Genomic DNA, 15,090 nt, shown 5'->3' on the forward strand with positions numbered 1-15,090 from the left:
ACATGAGCTCTCGTACTGTTTCCCTGATAGGCGTTTCCCTGGTCATGGGCCTTGGGGCTGCATGGATGGCCGACTCCTGGCTGAGCGCGCGGCTCAATGCCACTCCGGATGACCATCTTCGAAGCGTGGTGGTTGCCACGGTAGAGATTCCATTCGGGCAGATGGTCGAGGCCCAACAGGTCACGACCGTACGCATGCCGATGGACACGATCCCGGACGATGCTCTCGACTCCAGCGACAAGGCCGTGGGTAAGATCGCAACGTTCGACATCTTGCGTGGCGACGTCATGCGCAGCGCACGCCTGAGCGAACACCTGGGCGGCAGTACCCTGGCCTCTCTGATTGCCACAGACAAACGTGCCATTTCGGTACGCGTGGACGACGTGGTGGGTGTGGGCGGATTCCTCCTGCCAGGTAACCGGGTCGATGTACTGGCGACCAAAACCACCAGTGCCGGCAGCAACAGCGCCGTGTCCAGGACCATCCTCGAGAACTTGCGGGTGTTGGCGGTGGACCAGACGGCGGGTACCGACAAGACCCAACCGGTGGTGGTGCGCGCAGTGACGCTGGAGATGACGGCCGCCGAGGCTGAAACCCTGGTCACGGCGCAAACGGAAGGCAAGCTGCAACTGGCGCTGCGCAATCCGCTGAACTCCGAGAAAAAAATCGTGACCGCCGCGCCTGCTGCACAGGCCCCCATGGTTGTGGCCGCTGCCCCAGTGCAAAAACGCGTGGTGCACCGTGCCGAGGGTGGCGGGGCTGTCACCATCATTCGCGGGATCCAGACCAGTTTAGTGAAAGTTCGTTGACAGAGCGGTAGGGGTGCCTGTGCACCAAGGTATTGGCGGAGCCGATCCGGATCAGTATCGGCAAACGAGGGCTTGATGATGAATCTTCGTATCCAGCGGCCGTTCACTGCGACGCCAAGGCGCCAGGGAGGAGCGGTGAGCGTACTGATGGTGATCGCCTTGGCGGCGATTTCCATGATAGCGGCGTTGGCTCTGGACGGCGGGCACATGATGTTGAACAAGACGCGCCTGCAAAACGCTGTGGATGCCGCCGCCCTGAGTGGCGCCAAAACACTGCTTGAGGTGGCAGGTGCTGCCAACATGGCCAGCGCGACACGCACTGCCGCGCTCAATACGCTGACGCAAAATGCCAATGCCACGGGCAACACCGAATTGGCAACGGCGGTCGCCGGCAACCCAGGCGCATTTGCGACGGTGGAACTCTCCAGCAGCGTCTATGGCCCGTTCTCCTATCCCGGGCCGGCAAATGCCAAGTACGTTCGGGTATCGGTACCGAGCTATCAACTGACAGGTTTTTTCTGGAGCTTCGTTCAGACGTTAGGCACTGCGGGCCTTGGGAACAAGGCCGTGGCGGCGATCGCCACCGCCGGCCCCAGCCCTACCAGCCCCTGTGATCTTGCACCATTGATGGTCTGTGGTGACCCGACTAAATACAACCCGGCCGCGGGCGTGTTCTGGGGGTTCCAGTTTGGTGATTTACAGGTGTTGAAGACGGCTGCCGGCAATTCATCTCCCATTGGCCCAGGCAACTTTCAGTTGCTCGACTTTGGCTCGGGCGGCAGTACAGTCAGGGATGACCTGGCCGGAGGTGGTACGGTTTGCCGAAACGTCGGGCAAAACGTCCAGACCGCCCCTGGCAACAAGGTCGGTCCTACCTCTCAGGGGTTGAATACGCGCTTCGGCATCTACAACGGCCCGGTCAGTGCCTCGGACTACCCGCCAGACCTGGTAACCACGTCCAGCACCCCCGCGATCACATACGACGATGCAACGGGACAAAAGATGTACAAGGGGCAAACCGTCACATCGAGCGGCGGCAATCTCACGGCGGGCGCCAACGCGATACTGGACTACAACGACTGGCGTGCGAGCACTGCCGCGTGTGTGGCCGGGACCGGCAGCGGCTGTCAGAGCGGTGGGGTGTTCGAGCGTCGGATGCTGAAAATCGTGGTGGGCGACTGCACCGGTAAACAGGGGGGTACAACCTCGGTGCCGGTCCTGGGTTTTGGTTGCTATTTCGTGGTGCAGCCCATGAGCAACGGCGGCACGGAATCGCAGATCTTCGGCCAGTTTGTGAAGGAGTGTACAGGCGACAACGTAGCCGGCCCCTCGCCGTCCACCGATGTCGGCCCGCAGATCATTCAACTCTACAAAACCTATATTGGCAGCGGCACTGGCACTCCGAGCACAGACTCGTAGGAGGCGTCATGGGACTTCACTCATTCAAGCGACCACAGGCTCAGCAAGGCGTGGCATTGGTGGAATTCACCCTCGTCCTGCCGTTGTTGCTCCTGTTGTTACTGAGCCTCGGCGAATTCGGCCGCATGCTCTATCAGTACAACGTCCTGCTGCAGGCCAGCCGTGATGCTGACCGTTTTGTCGCCAGCCAGGCCTGGGACTCGACGCTCGGTGCTATCGCTCTGAGCAATACGCTGCTGACCCAGACGAAAAACGTCGCGGTCTATGGCGTGCCCAGCGCTGCCGGCAGCGCTGTGGTGTCAGGGTTGACGACCGCGAACGTCGCGGTCGCCGCGGTGGGCACCGACCATGTGCGAGTCACCATCACCTACAGCTTCTGCCCGGTGATCGGCAGTGGCAATTGTGTCGGCACGTTCCCTGGTCTTATCGGTGGGCAGTTTGCGCTGGCCATTCCGTTGGTTGCCACCACTGTCATGAGGGTGCTGTGATGAATAAAAAACGCATGCACGGCACCTATGTCGTGGAGTTCGCCTTCATCGGCATGCTGGTGTTCATCCTGTTGTTCGGCGTGGTGGAAATGGGCCGCCTGTACTTCACGGTCAGTGCGCTGGATGAAGCCGCGCGGCGTGGTGCGCGTCTGGCGGCGGTGTGCAACATCAGCGATCCGGTGGTGTTGCGGCGGGCGATCTTCAACGCCTCGACCGACGCCGGCACGAGCCAGCTGATCACGAGCCTGGCCACCACCAACCTGACGCTGACCTATCTGGACGTCAACGGTGCTGTGGTGGCCAATCCCGGCGACCTGGTCAGCGCCACTGGTTTTCGTGCCATCCGCTATGTCCAGTTGAGTCTGCAAGGCTTCGTTTTCAATCTGTTTATTCCCGGGTTAGGCGTGCCCATTACCTTGCCTGCATTCAAGGCAACCTTGCCACGCGAAAGCCTCGGGCGTCATTCCGATTCCGGGGAGATCACACCATGCTGAATACAAAGGACACCCCGCTCTCCAGCTCGACCGGCAAGACCGGGCTGCGGTTGCTGATCAGCAGTCGTGATGCCACCTCGTTGCGCGATCTGCAGAGCGTCTGCCAGCGCATGCCCTGCCTGGAGGTGAGCACTCGCCTGGTGAGCAATGGGCATGTTGACCCACTCTACGGTCTGGACCGCATGCCCGATCTGTTGCTGCTACGCGTCAGCCATCTGTGGCGCGAAGAATTGGCGGCGCTGTTGCAGCGTCCGGCCCATGAGCGTCCACCGATGTTGGTGTGCGGCCTGCTGAGCGAGCAGGAAGGCATGCGTCTGGCGATGCAGGCCGGCGCCCGTGACGTGCTGCCGGAGCCTATCGCCGAGACAGAACTGGTTGCAGCCTTGAATCGCCTGGTCATGGAGGTTCGAACCGGCAGCGGGGTTGAAGGCAAATTGATCGCCGTGATGAGCGCCAAGGGTGGCTCCGGCGGAACCTTGCTGGCCTGCAATCTGGCTCAACAGCTCAGCGTCAAGGGCGGCAGTACCCTGCTGCTGGATATGGACCTGCAATTCGGCAGCGTGACGCATTACCTGGATGTGGCGCAGACGCACAGCCATCTCGAGGTGTTGCATCAGATCGATGGCATGGACAGTGTCGCGCTACGCGGTTTTTGCAGCCACTTCAGTCCCACCTTGCATGTGCTGGGTGGTCGGGCCGGTGAGCTGTGCCTGCCGCAGGATGCCCAACCCGAGCAACTTGACACCCTGTTGCAACTGGCCCGCGCCAGCTACGACTGGGTGGTGATCGACCTGCCGCGGCAAATCGACCACCTCACCGGCTCCGTGCTGGAACAGGTGGATCGGGTGTACGTGGTGGTGCAGCAGAGCGTCAGTCATCTGCGCGATGCCAGCTCCCTGGTGCGGATCCTTCGCGACGACCTGGGCGTGCGCGGCGATCAGTTGCAGATCGTGGTCAACCGCTATGACAAGGCCGCAGCGATCAGCCTCAAGGATATCGGCGAGGCACTGCGCTGCACCAATCTGTCGAAATTACCCAACGACTTCAACCTGGTCAGCCAGAGTCAGAACACTGGCGTGCCGTTGGGGCTGCATGCGCCGAGGGCCGCGATTACTACCGCCCTGCGCGACATGACCGAGGACCTGGTCGGTCAACAGGTGGCCGGGAACAAAGGCTTACTCAAACGCGCCTTCAACCGTTTTTTCGGGGGATGACCCATGATCAGCGACTTTCGTAACCGCTTGCGCAAACAGTCCGGTAAAAACGCTGCATCGTCAGCTGCTCAGGGCGACGACCTGCTGGATCCGGCAGAGGAAATAATGGCGTGGGAGCGTGCAACACCGGACGTTCTTTACGAAACCAGAAGCCAGGTCACTCCGGTGGAAGCCGAATGGCGGGAAAAAATCTACCAGCAATTGCTCAAGGTCATGGACCTGTCGTTGCTGGACTCCCTTGAACAGGCCGAGGCCTCACGGCAGATCCGTGATATTTGCCAGCGCCTGCTCGACGAGCATTCGGCACCGGTGAGTACCACGAGCCGCCAGTTGATCATCAAGCAGATCACCGACGAAGTGCTCGGCCTGGGGCCCCTGGAACCGTTGCTGGCCGATCACAGCGTGTCCGACATTCTGGTCAACGGTTTCGCCTCGGTCTATGTCGAGCGCTTCGGCAAACTGCAAAGGACCGATGTGCGCTTTCGCGATGATCAGCATTTGCTGAACATCATCGATCGCATCGTGTCCAGCCTGGGTCGGCGTATCGACGAGTCCTCGCCATTGGTGGACGCCCGGCTCAAGGACGGTTCGCGGGTCAACGCGATTATCCCGCCGCTGGCCATCGACGGCCCGAGCATGTCGATTCGCCGTTTTGCGGTGGACTTGCTCAACACCGACAGCCTGATTCAGGTGGGCACGTTGACCCCGGCCATTGCGCTGCTGCTCAAGGCGATTGTCCGCGGGCGCCTGAACGTGCTGATTTCCGGCGGTACCGGTAGCGGCAAGACCACCATGCTCAACGTGCTGTCCAGTTTCATCCCGCACAACGAGCGGATCGTCACCATCGAAGACTCGGCCGAACTGCAATTGCAGCAGCCCCACGTGGTGCGTCTGGAAACCAGGCCTTCGAACATCGAGGGGCGTGGCGAGGTGAGTCAACGGGAGTTGGTGCGCAACAGTTTGCGGATGCGCCCGGACCGCATTGTGATCGGCGAAGTGCGCGGCGCCGAGGCGCTGGACATGCTGACGGCCATGAACACCGGCCATGACGGTTCGTTGACCACGATCCACGCCAACACCGCGCGCGATGCGTTGGGGCGAGTCGAGAACATGGTGTCGATGAGCGGGGCGACCTTCCCGATCAAGGCCATGCGTCAGCAGATCGCGTCGGCCATCGATGTGGTGATCCAGCTGGAACGTCAGGAGGACGGCAAGCGCCGGCTGGTCAGCGTGCAAGAGATCAACGGCATGGAAGGCGAGATCATCACCATGACCGAAATTTTCTCCTTTGCGCGCCAGGGCATGGGTGAAAACGGTGAAGTGCTTGGCGATTATCGCCCCAGCGGCATGATCCCGGCCTTCCGCGATGTGCTGGCCAAACGCGGCATCGAGTTGCCGCTGACGATGTTCAGGCCTGAATGGATGGAGGCACGGCAGCCATGAGCCATATTCCTGCTGAATTCATTGTGATGTTCCTGGGCATGGTGTTTATCGCCGTGTTCCTCTTGTCCCAGGGCGTGGTGGTGCCGGTGTTCGGCGAAGCGGGCAAGATGCGCAAGCGCATCCGCGGCCGTTTGCATGTACTGGAAAAAGCCAACAATTTGCCCAACATGCAGACGGTGTTGCGGCAGAAATACCTGACGCGTTTGTCGCCACTGGAGGCCATGCTCGAGCAGTTGCCGTTCATGGCGAGCCTGACACAGATGATCGAGCAGGCCGGCCATGAATATCGTGCTTACCGGGTGATCTTGCTTGGGCTGTTCCTGGGCGTGTGTGCGGGCATCTCGATCTGGATGGTCTCGACAGTCTGGTGGATGGCGCTGTTGGCGGGTTTCGGGGTGTTCTGGTTACCGCTGTTGAAAGTTTCTCGTGACCGGAGCAAACGTTTCAACGCGTTTGAGGAAGGCCTGCCGGATGCGCTGGATGCCATGTGCCGGGCCTTGCGCGCCGGGCACCCGTTCAACGAAACCCTGCGTCTGGTCGCCGAGGAGCACAAGGGGCCGGTCGCTCATGAGTTCGGCCTGACCTTTGCCGACATCAACTATGGCAACGATGTTCGCCGGGCCATGCTCGGCCTGCTGGAGCGCATGCCCAGCATGACGGTGATGATGCTGGTGACTTCGATCCTCATCCACCGCGAGACCGGCGGTAATCTGACCGAAGTGCTGGAGCGTCTGAGTCGGTTGATCCGTGGGCGTTTCCGCTTTCAGCGCAAGATCAAAACCCTGTCGGCGGAAGGGCGCATGTCGGCCTGGGTGCTGGTGGCGATTCCCTTTGTGCTGGCGATTGCGATCGTGCTCACAAGCCCCAGCTACATGCCTGTGCTGCTCAATGATCCCATAGGCCACAAGCTGATCATCGGGGCTTTCTGCGCCATGTTGATCGGGATTTTCTGGATACGAAAAATCATCCGGATTCAGGTTTAAGCGATATTCGCTACCGGGAGGTACAGGTCATGGACTTTTTACTCGGGTTGTTCAGTCGGTTCACGGGGAACGAGGAAGTAGCGCGCCTGTTGTTCCTTGGCGCGATCGGTTTGAGTACGGTGCTTGCGGTCGTCGCCTTGATGTTGCTGATGCTGGGTCTCCAGGACCCGGTACAGCGTCGTCTGGCGCTGATCAAGCGTGGTCATTTGGGCAATGCGGCTGGTCAGGAGGCGCCGAGTAATCTGCAGCTGTTGCTGGAGCGGGTCGGCCAGCGCTTTGCCTCGGCTGAGTCGGCCCAGGCGTCAGTTACCCAGACTTTGTTGACTCATGCGGGGTACCGCTCCTCTTCGGCGGTACAGATGTATTGGGCGGTGCGCTTGATGTTACCGCTGTTGATGGTTGGCCTTGCGTTGTTGCTGTTGCCGCTGATTCCCAAGGTTTCCCTGGCTGTGGGGCTGTTGTTGGTGGTCATGGTGGCCGGTATCGGATGGTTGCTGCCAGCGCTGTATGTCGCCAAGCGTAAGCAGGCGCGTCAAAACCGGCTGCGTATCGCGTTTCCAGATGCGCTGGATCTGATGGTGGTCTGCGTGGAGTCAGGCCTGTCACTGCCCACGACCATTGAACGGGTGGCTGAAGAGATGTCGGTCAGTCATGTTGAACTGGCTGAAGAGCTGGCCCTGGTCAATGCGCAGATCCGCGCGGGCATCACCAGTACCGAGGCGCTCAAACAACTGGCCATACGCACCGGTCTGGAGGATGTGCAAGGGTTGGTCAGCCTGTTGGCGCAGAGTATTCGCTTTGGTACCAGCGTGGCCGACACCCTGCGCATCTATGCCGATGAATTCCGTGATCGGCGTACGCAGGCTGCCGAAGAGGCGGGGGCGAAAATCGGCACCAAGCTGATATTCCCACTGATTTTCTGCCTGTGGCCAAGCTTCTTTCTGGTCGCCATCGGCCCGGCCATGATTGGCGTAATGAAAGCATTCGGAAATATGTAAGAGAATCGGGTGGGGGGCTGTCGAATCAGATGGCCTTGCCACCCGAACCTGATCTGTACTTCCCCTCCCAAGATCTGCACATCCCCCGTAGGAGTAAGCGGTGCGGCGATCCGACTTGCCCGCGAAAGCAATCTGTCTGCCAGCATAGAAGGCGGATATGACAGCCTCTTCGCGGGCAAGCTTCGCTCCGGGCAATGTTGTTCACTTAAGCCGTAATGCGATCTGTAGCAGCTGCCGAGCTCGCGAGGCTGCGTTCGGCTGCGAAGCAGTCGTAAACCCTGAATGCACGGTGTGCCTGACGGACCGCAGTGCCTGACTTTACGACTGCTGCGCAGCCGAACGCAGCCTTCGGCAGCTGCTACAAGGAATGCGTCGCGGCTGAAATTGCTTAAGTGAACAGCATTACGCTCCTGCGGGGAAACTCTGCCAGCATTGGAAAATGTGTAGATGCCAATACTTTCCTGCAGGCGTGATTAAGCCTGGCGTTTTAGCCAGGCTACTCTGGACGATGCCAGAGGTTGATCATCCATTGACGTCCCTCAGTTGCTGCTGGAGGTCATTTTCCCCCCAGCCTTTTGCTCAAAGAACATCGGGATCGGGTAGGTGAAGCTGTTCAGCCAGCGCTGGAAGGACAGGTCACGCTCAGTGACCGATGCAGTTTGTCGAAAAGGGGAGGCAACCACACCACGAATCTGTAGCTGCATCCACTGTTCGGTGCCTTTTTGCGGTACCGAGGAGGGACCTGGCTCAATAGCCCAGGCACTGGTGGACAGGCAAGCCATGCACACAATCAACAGCCTTTTGGTATTCATCTCGACTCCTCGTACGTTCTACTTGATCGCAGCGCCGGCTGAGGCATCGGCTACCTCAGCCTTGCGATTCCCCTCCGAAGCCACCGCTTTTTTGGCAGAGGCCTTGAGTTTTTCCGCTCGTGTTTGAGCCTCTGCAACTTGCTGGGGACTCAAGCTGGCGCGGTTCGCGAGTTCGGCAGCCGCCTTCCAGTTATCCTGATAGATCAACAGCGTCACCATGTTGAGTGCCGCCAGTGAATCCGCCTGCTTGAGTTCCATGGCCGTCATGAACTCGAAGCGTGCTTCAGGGATCCGTCGCTGATTGAGGTAGACGACCCCCAGGTCATTGCGCATCTTGTCGTCGGTGGGGGCCATCTTCACCGCACGCTCAAGGTGAGTGGTGGCGCTGGCGTTATCATTTTTGGCCGCGGCCAACTGGCCCAGGCCATGTTCCCCTTCAGCGGCCAGACAGGTGCCGAGCAGGCTTTGATACAACGGCTCCGCATCTTTACGCCCCATCAAGCGCAGCACCCGCGCCTTGCGCAGGCGAACCTGGACCAGGTCATCGGGCAAACCTTCCAGGTTCGCCAGGCTGGCGTACAAACGGCCTTCGTTGGCCATGTTGTCGGCAAGGTTCAGGGCCAACTCTTGCTCCGAAGCGGGTTTGGCACAACTGCCCGGTCGCGAAACAATACCGTTGGTGGCACAACCTGCGAGCATCAATGTCGCCGTTATTGCAATGACTGCTTTCATCGAGTGTCCTCTGGCTACAACACGTTGAACGCCTGGCCAATGGCAATACAGCTGGCCCGCCAAGCGCTCAAGGTCACCGTTAAGAGTGAGGGCGAAAGCCCGGTTCAGCGTCTGGCTCCGGTTCATTGCGAGAGCCCGGTCTTGCTGTCGAAATCACCATTTTCGAGGAAGAACATGCGGTAGAAGTTCGGGTCGTAATTGCGCAGCTGCTCGCCAGGCAACGACGGCAGTTGTGCATTGGCAGCCAGGGGCTGGACCAGATGCGGGGTGACGATCATCAGCAGTTCGCGTTCTTCACGGTTGATAGAGTTATCGCGGAAGAACGCGCCCAGAATCGGGATATCGCCCAGCCCCGGGAATTTGTTCACCTGGGAATTGTTGCGAGTGCTGATCAGGCCGCTGATGACGAAGCTTTCGCCGTCGGCCAGGGAGATGCTGGTGTCGGTACGGCGTATGGTCAGCGCCGGAACTATGGTGCCGGCGATGCTGACGGCGTTGGTGAAGTCCAGTTCACTGACTTCCGGCGCCACCTTCAGGGCGATACGGTTTTTCTCGATGATGGTTGGCGTCAGGGTCAGGCGGATACCGAACTCCTTGTACTCGATGGAGATGTTATCGCTGCCCGAACTGGGCACCGGAATCGGTACTTCACCGCCGGCCAGGAAGCTCGCACTCTGCCCGCTGAGCGCCACCAGGCTTGGCCGCGCCAGGGTGTAGGCGAAACCGCTGCCTTCCAGCGCGTTGATCGCCACCAGGGTATTGCCGGTAGCAAAGTTGAGGTTGAACATGCCGTTGTCCACAGGCACTGATGGCGTGACGACGCCGCCAATGGTGGGCAAGGTTCTCGGCGAGCCGAACAGGAAGTTGCCGCGGGTGCCGAAAATAGACGCTGAGGCTTCCTTGAGTTTGGTCCGGCTGACTTCAACGAAGCGAATATCGGTTTGCACCTGGCTTGGCAGCAGCGGGTCTTCGGTAGGTCCGGTCGACACGCTGGTCAGCGCCGAGGTGGCCCGGCCCTTGACGAACACCATGCTTTGGCGTGGTGTTTTCGAACAGGAAGTCCAGACCATCAGGCTGGTGGCCCCCGGTGTCAGACCGGTGAGTATGAAGGCGCTGGGGTTGTTGCCGCTGGGTTGCACATCGGCAATTTTCGGGTCACCCACGGCCAGTTGCGTCACCGGAACCGGAGTGCGCAGTTCACTCTGAAGCCCCTGACCGACCTCGAACGTTGTCGGCATACTGTCCATCTGCGAACAATTGGCCGCCGCGGCCTGAGCCGCGTCCACGCTGAGGCCCATCCAGAACAGGCCATGGATAATTCGCTTGAAAGCGGGCACGGTACGATAGCTCATTAAGTGCATCCTCGCTGAATAGGCCATCTACAAGGCAAACGGGTTGCCTCGGATCACTACAAGGGGCCTGAGTCGACCCTCAACCTCGCCAGAGCACTCACCACTAACGATTAATGCCCCCGGCAATATTCCTTGGTGCTACACGCAAGCAGGTGCAATACGCTGATCCGAATGAACAGCGAGCGACCTTCTAAAACGGCTTTTAGTGATCCAGATACCTGGGCTGCCGACCCGAGCAACAGGCTCAGGCTCGACAACCATCGCGGTTATAGGCGGCACTTCCCGCCAACCTGACTCCCCTAAAAAGCAACCGGCAACCACAGCTCTGCGCCGGAAAACGCCTGTCAGGATCATAGTGAGGTAACTCCTTTTGCCAATTCGCTATCTGATCTCTGAACCTAAACGTCAAAATTCAAACCGTTATGACTTCTTCTTGTTTGAAGGTAGTTCAAACAAAGCAAAGCGCCATGATTTAAAACAAAACTTTAAGGGCAGAGTGTGGAGATAGCCGTGTTGCTGGCGTTGGAGCCGCAAAAAATGCTGTTCTACGAGGCGACCAAGGCGGCAGGACTTACATGGACAAAATCAGGCGTCCTGCGAACAGAATGAGGATCACCCCCATGGTTCTTTCGAACCAGTGGCCCATGCGCATGAACAGCAGTCGCACCCGGGCGCTGGAAAAGAACAGGGCCACGATCACGAACCACAAGGCGTTCACGAAACACATCCACAACCCGTATAGCGCTTGAATCTGCAGCGGTGTCGTAGCGCTGATGATGGTGGTGAAAATCGCCAGGAAGAACAGCGTTGCCTTGGGGTTGGTGGCGTTGGTCAGAAACCCGGTGCTGAAAGCCTTGAACAACGTCTGTTGCTCAGTTGACGCTGCCGCGCCGTTGTCGCCTTCAATCGCCACTTTGGGTTTGCTGCGCAACAGGCTCACACCGAGGTACAAAATGTAGGCCCCCCCGATCACCTTGGCCACCGTCAATAGCCAAGGCGTGGTGTGCATCAATGCGCCGACGCCGAGCAAGGTGTACAGCACATGCACGGAAATGCCCGCGCCGATGCCCAGCGCCGTGCAGATGCCCACTAAGCGCCCGAAACGCACGCTTTGGCGGATGGTCACGGCGAAGTCCGGCCCGGGAGCTACCACGGCCAGAAAATGGATGGTAGCCAGCGCCAGAAACTCGCCCAGGTAATTCGAAAACATCTCAACTCCAGAAAGTCAGGGGGGAAGCATTGCCGCGATAGCCGACAAAGAAAGAAAGGCTCAATCGCGGATCGTCCACACCCGGCGTCACCGAGTGCATGCGGCGTGAATTGAACATGATGAAATCACCCGGCTCAGGGCGAATCTCCAGGGTCGGAGGGCCGAGCAAGGCCGGATCGATGCCGTAACTGTCGCCACGCATCTCGTCGAACTGGTCAGGGGAAATGTCGTGGTCCCACATCTGCAACGCGCCGCCCTCGGTCGGCATGTTCAGGTAAACATTGCAGGCGAACTGCGCTTCCAGGCTTCTGGCCTGGAAGCTGTCCGGGGCGTCCTTGGCGAAAATGTCGTGATGGGCAAGGAAGCACACGCCGGGTTTGACCACGCGCGATAGCCCCACATACATCTTGCGGCCATAGAGATTTTCCAGATGCGCCCCCGCCGGCCAGGACTCATCGAGCATGCAGCGCAGGGTGTCGACAGGTGAGGAGTAGGGCGCGCAACGGCTGCGCAATTCGGCGATGTTGCTGGTGGCGCGCTCGAAATAGTCTTCGATCAGCAGTGGCTGGTTTTCCGCTTCATAAAACGCCATGCCGATGCGACCGATGCTCGGTGCGTTGATGTAGCCTTCGAAGCCGGGGGCGAGGATCTTGTCGCCGATCTGGATCGCCAGTGGTCGAGGCAACAAGCCTCTGACGCGGATGGCGAGGACTTCTTCGTTGGCCAGTTTTTTTATGCACGTCTCATCGAGACGCTCGACGTCAAGCATCATGTCTTAGGTCCATCTATCAGATAGTCAACAGAGCCCGCGAACGCAGGCTCCTCCGGCGTCAGGCGATGACGGGGTCGACATCGCCCAAAAGCTCAATCCACGTGGTAGTGGACTGACAGCGTTCCCTTTTTCTGCGAAAGGGAAGCGATCGTGACCTTGCCCAAATCCTTCAGGCTACGTACATGGGTGCCGCCGCAGCCGTAGGCGGGCAGCTCACCGAAACCGATTTCACGGGCGCCTTCGCGCAACGACGTCAAGCGTGGCAGATCATGGGCGATCCATTGCTTGATGCCGTGCTGAATCGTCTGGGCATCAACCTCCTGTGCGCCATCGCCCGGTTTGAATTGCACACGTCCTTCATCCGGCCAGTGATGAGCCTTGATCGGCATCCAGCCCATGGCCTGAACAAAGTGACCGATCAGGTGCCCCGCCGAATGCATGCGCGTATTGAACTGGCGGCGTTGCTCGTCGACCCGAATCTGGATCATGCCGAGTTTTACCGGGTGGTCGACGAAATGGATGATCCGCTCCGTTTCCTGCACCACGCGCAGCACCTGGCTTTCGCCGATCCAGCCGGTATCACAGGGTTGTCCGCCGCCCTGGGGATGAAACAGAGTGGCGCGCAGCACCACGGCGAACTCGTTCTCATAGGGCGTGCAATCCAGGACTTCCACGTTGGCCCTGAGGTCATCACTATGGAAAAAGAGGCGAAGCGTCATATTCCATGCCCTTATTAAAGTTTCTATTTTTATTATATGAACCGTGGAATTGCGTGATAATCCGTTCAACCATCAAAGGACTGTTGCGCTGTGAGCATAAATCTTCCCCTGCCGCTGCTCGGTGAAATGGCGATTTTCGTCAAGGTTGTCGAAACCGGCAGTTTCTCCGAAGCGGCGCGTCAGTTGGGGTCTTCCCCCTCGGCGGTGAGTCGCAGCATTTCGCGGCTGGAGAAGGCGCTTGCCACGCGTTTGTTGCAACGAACCACGCGCAAGCTGCGCCTGAGCGACGGAGGCGAAGAGGTGTTCAAGCGCTGCCAGGAGATGGTCAGCGCGGCGAAGTCGGTGATGGAAATCAGCGGTCAGTTCACCCAGGAAGCGGAAGGGCTGGTGCGCGTCAGCGTGCCCAAGGCTGTCGGGCGATTTGTGATTCATCCGCATATGCCGGAGTTTCTGCGGCGTTATCCCAAAGTGGATGTGGAGTTGTTGCTCGAGGACCGCCAGGTGGATTTGATCGATGACAACGTCGACCTGGCCATCCGTATTACCGATCGGCCCCCTGCGGGGCTGGTGGGGCGCCAATTGCTGACCATCGACCATTTGCTCTGCGCCACGCCGCAGTACCTGGCCGAGCACGGCACACCGACTCATCCCCACGACTTGCTCAATCACAGCTGCATCTATCTGGGCGAAACCCCGAGCGATGCGCGCTGGAAGTTCAAGAAAGGCAGCAAAGCGGTGACCGTCGGCGTGCGCGGACGTTACGCCGCCAATCACACGGGCGTGCGATTGGGCGCGGTATTGCAACACATCGGGATCGGTAGCCTGCCGTACTTCACCGCCCGTTATGCGCTGGAACAGGGGCTGATTGTGCAGGTGTTGCCGGACTGGACCTTTCTGGCGTCCTACCACGGAGGCGCCTGGCTGCTGCATTCGCCCACCCGCTATCTGCCGCCCAAGTTACGGGTATTCATCGACTATCTGGTGGAATGCCTGGAAAAAGAGCCGACCTTGAGCAAGCCGGGCAAGCCAAGCGCGATGGGCAAGGGCGCAGCAGCGTATGAGTTGCCGGAGAGTGATGGGTTGTTTTGATCTTTACCCGGCCAACAAAAAAGGCCCGCATGATTAACCATGCGGGCCTTTTGCGTTACTGATTGGAGATCAGTGCTTGCTGTCCTGGTTCGACATCGCCAGCAGCTGTTTTTCCTGATTCCAGTCGAACGGTTCATCGTTCTGTTCGGCTTCGAAGCGACGTTCTTCCAGCGCCTGGTACAGGTCGATTTCATCATCGGGCATGTAGTGCAGGCAGTCACCGGCGAAGTACCACAGCAGATCGCGCGGCACCAGGTGGGCGATTTGTGGGTAGCGGGTGATGATCTGGCACAGGATGTCCTGGCCCAGGTATTGGCTTTCGATCGGGTCGACCGGCAGCAACGCACGCAGTTCGTCGAAGCGCTCCAGGAACAAGGCATGGCTTTCTTCGGGAACCTGTTCGGCCTCACCTACGGCGACCAGGATACTGCGCAGGTGGTCGAGCAAGACGAGATGATCGGCAACGACATTGGACACGAGATAAGTCCTCAAGAGCAAAACGGGCGCAGGAGTATAAAGCTCCCGCGCCCCTTTTTCACAGGGTAAAGCGCCCCAT

General features: G+C 59.3%; 16 protein-coding genes. 9 read left to right on the forward strand and 7 right to left on the reverse strand.

The window, feature by feature from the left end; all coding sequences use genetic code 11:
* The first annotated feature begins 2 nt into the window (after positions 1-2).
* From cpaB to LOY36_RS07235, 8 genes are all read left to right on the forward strand, one after another.
* Complete coding sequence (gene cpaB / locus LOY36_RS07200) at positions 3-809, forward strand: Flp pilus assembly protein CpaB (protein WP_018926257.1); 807 nt, start codon at positions 3-5, stop codon at positions 807-809.
* Between the two features lie 75 nt (positions 810-884).
* Positions 885-2,228, forward strand: a complete 1,344-nt coding sequence (locus LOY36_RS07205; protein WP_258672773.1) for a TadE/TadG family type IV pilus assembly protein — start codon at positions 885-887, stop codon at positions 2,226-2,228.
* Between the two features lie 8 nt (positions 2,229-2,236).
* Entirely contained in the window at positions 2,237-2,716 is a 480-nt protein-coding gene (locus LOY36_RS07210) for a TadE/TadG family type IV pilus assembly protein (protein ID WP_258672774.1), read from the forward strand.
* Positions 2,716-3,210 carry a TadE family protein gene (locus tag LOY36_RS07215; protein ID WP_111455152.1) on the forward strand — a complete coding sequence of 165 codons (495 nt, stop codon included), beginning with the start codon at positions 2,716-2,718 and terminating at the stop codon, positions 3,208-3,210. The genes LOY36_RS07210 and LOY36_RS07215 overlap by 1 nt, the downstream gene beginning before the upstream one ends.
* Positions 3,204-4,424, forward strand: a complete 1,221-nt coding sequence (locus tag LOY36_RS07220; RefSeq protein ID WP_258672775.1) for an AAA family ATPase — start codon at positions 3,204-3,206, stop codon at positions 4,422-4,424. The genes LOY36_RS07215 and LOY36_RS07220 overlap by 7 nt, the downstream gene beginning before the upstream one ends.
* Before the next feature lie 3 nt (positions 4,425-4,427).
* Positions 4,428-5,867, forward strand: coding sequence for a CpaF family protein (locus LOY36_RS07225; protein WP_258672776.1), 1,440 nt, complete (start codon positions 4,428-4,430; stop codon positions 5,865-5,867).
* Positions 5,864-6,850 carry a type II secretion system F family protein gene (locus tag LOY36_RS07230; RefSeq protein ID WP_258672777.1) on the forward strand — a complete coding sequence of 329 codons (987 nt, stop codon included), beginning with the start codon at positions 5,864-5,866 and terminating at the stop codon, positions 6,848-6,850. The genes LOY36_RS07225 and LOY36_RS07230 overlap by 4 nt, the downstream gene beginning before the upstream one ends.
* A 29-nt stretch (positions 6,851-6,879) precedes the next feature.
* Entirely contained in the window at positions 6,880-7,848 is a 969-nt protein-coding gene (locus LOY36_RS07235; protein ID WP_258672778.1) for a type II secretion system F family protein, read from the forward strand.
* A 539-nt stretch (positions 7,849-8,387) separates the two neighbouring features.
* Here the strand turns inward: LOY36_RS07235 and LOY36_RS07240 are convergent.
* The 6 genes from LOY36_RS07240 to LOY36_RS07265 form a co-directional block, all read right to left on the reverse strand.
* Entirely contained in the window at positions 8,388-8,660 is a 273-nt protein-coding gene (locus tag LOY36_RS07240) for a DUF3613 domain-containing protein (protein WP_258672779.1), read from the reverse strand.
* An 18-nt stretch (positions 8,661-8,678) separates the two neighbouring features.
* Positions 8,679-9,392: a tetratricopeptide repeat protein gene (locus tag LOY36_RS07245; RefSeq protein WP_258672780.1), complete on the reverse strand. Its 714-nt coding sequence runs from the start codon at positions 9,390-9,392 to the stop codon at positions 8,679-8,681.
* A gap of 122 nt (positions 9,393-9,514) precedes the next feature.
* Positions 9,515-10,744 (reverse strand): type II and III secretion system protein family protein, encoded by a 1,230-nt coding sequence (locus LOY36_RS07250; protein WP_258672782.1) that lies wholly within the window; start codon positions 10,742-10,744, stop codon positions 9,515-9,517.
* A gap of 571 nt (positions 10,745-11,315) precedes the next feature.
* Positions 11,316-11,954, reverse strand: coding sequence for a LysE family translocator (locus tag LOY36_RS07255; RefSeq protein WP_192350879.1), 639 nt, complete (start codon positions 11,952-11,954; stop codon positions 11,316-11,318).
* Position 11,955: 1 nt separating this feature from the next.
* Positions 11,956-12,726 (reverse strand): 2OG-Fe(II) oxygenase, encoded by a 771-nt coding sequence (locus LOY36_RS07260; RefSeq protein WP_192379515.1) that lies wholly within the window; start codon positions 12,724-12,726, stop codon positions 11,956-11,958.
* Between the two features lie 92 nt (positions 12,727-12,818).
* Positions 12,819-13,445: a hypothetical protein gene (locus LOY36_RS07265; RefSeq protein ID WP_018926244.1), complete on the reverse strand. Its 627-nt coding sequence runs from the start codon at positions 13,443-13,445 to the stop codon at positions 12,819-12,821.
* Between the two features lie 90 nt (positions 13,446-13,535).
* Between LOY36_RS07265 and LOY36_RS07270 the strand changes: the two genes are divergently transcribed.
* Positions 13,536-14,534 (forward strand): LysR family transcriptional regulator, encoded by a 999-nt coding sequence (locus LOY36_RS07270; protein ID WP_258672784.1) that lies wholly within the window; start codon positions 13,536-13,538, stop codon positions 14,532-14,534.
* A 69-nt stretch (positions 14,535-14,603) separates the two neighbouring features.
* Here LOY36_RS07270 and LOY36_RS07275 read toward each other — a convergent pair whose 3' ends face one another.
* Entirely contained in the window at positions 14,604-15,011 is a 408-nt protein-coding gene (locus LOY36_RS07275; protein ID WP_007938686.1) for a PA2817 family protein, read from the reverse strand.
* Positions 15,012-15,090 lie beyond the last annotated feature (79 nt).

Origin of the sequence: Pseudomonas sp. B21-019 (assembly GCF_024749225.1) — a bacterium.
Taxonomy (GTDB): Bacteria; Pseudomonadota; Gammaproteobacteria; order Pseudomonadales; family Pseudomonadaceae; genus Aquipseudomonas.

Excerpts from the sequence above, each read along its gene's own strand:
- cpaB (WP_018926257.1), top strand. The coding sequence starts at position 3 with ATGAGCTCTCGTACTGTTTCCCTGATAGGCGTTTCCCTGGTCATGGGC.
- LOY36_RS07205 (WP_258672773.1), top strand. The coding sequence starts at position 885 with ATGATGAATCTTCGTATCCAGCGGCCGTTCACTGCGACGCCAAGGCGC.
- LOY36_RS07210 (WP_258672774.1), top strand. The coding sequence starts at position 2,237 with ATGGGACTTCACTCATTCAAGCGACCACAGGCTCAGCAAGGCGTGGCA.
- LOY36_RS07215 (WP_111455152.1), top strand. The coding sequence starts at position 2,716 with ATGAATAAAAAACGCATGCACGGCACCTATGTCGTGGAGTTCGCCTTC.
- LOY36_RS07220 (WP_258672775.1), top strand. The coding sequence starts at position 3,204 with ATGCTGAATACAAAGGACACCCCGCTCTCCAGCTCGACCGGCAAGACC.
- LOY36_RS07225 (WP_258672776.1), top strand. The coding sequence starts at position 4,428 with ATGATCAGCGACTTTCGTAACCGCTTGCGCAAACAGTCCGGTAAAAAC.
- LOY36_RS07230 (WP_258672777.1), top strand. The coding sequence starts at position 5,864 with ATGAGCCATATTCCTGCTGAATTCATTGTGATGTTCCTGGGCATGGTG.
- LOY36_RS07235 (WP_258672778.1), top strand. The coding sequence starts at position 6,880 with ATGGACTTTTTACTCGGGTTGTTCAGTCGGTTCACGGGGAACGAGGAA.
- LOY36_RS07240 (WP_258672779.1), bottom strand. The coding sequence starts at position 8,660 with ATGAATACCAAAAGGCTGTTGATTGTGTGCATGGCTTGCCTGTCCACC.
- LOY36_RS07245 (WP_258672780.1), bottom strand. The coding sequence starts at position 9,392 with ATGAAAGCAGTCATTGCAATAACGGCGACATTGATGCTCGCAGGTTGT.
- LOY36_RS07250 (WP_258672782.1), bottom strand. The coding sequence starts at position 10,744 with ATGAGCTATCGTACCGTGCCCGCTTTCAAGCGAATTATCCATGGCCTG.
- LOY36_RS07255 (WP_192350879.1), bottom strand. The coding sequence starts at position 11,954 with ATGTTTTCGAATTACCTGGGCGAGTTTCTGGCGCTGGCTACCATCCAT.
- LOY36_RS07260 (WP_192379515.1), bottom strand. The coding sequence starts at position 12,726 with ATGATGCTTGACGTCGAGCGTCTCGATGAGACGTGCATAAAAAAACTG.
- LOY36_RS07265 (WP_018926244.1), bottom strand. The coding sequence starts at position 13,445 with ATGACGCTTCGCCTCTTTTTCCATAGTGATGACCTCAGGGCCAACGTG.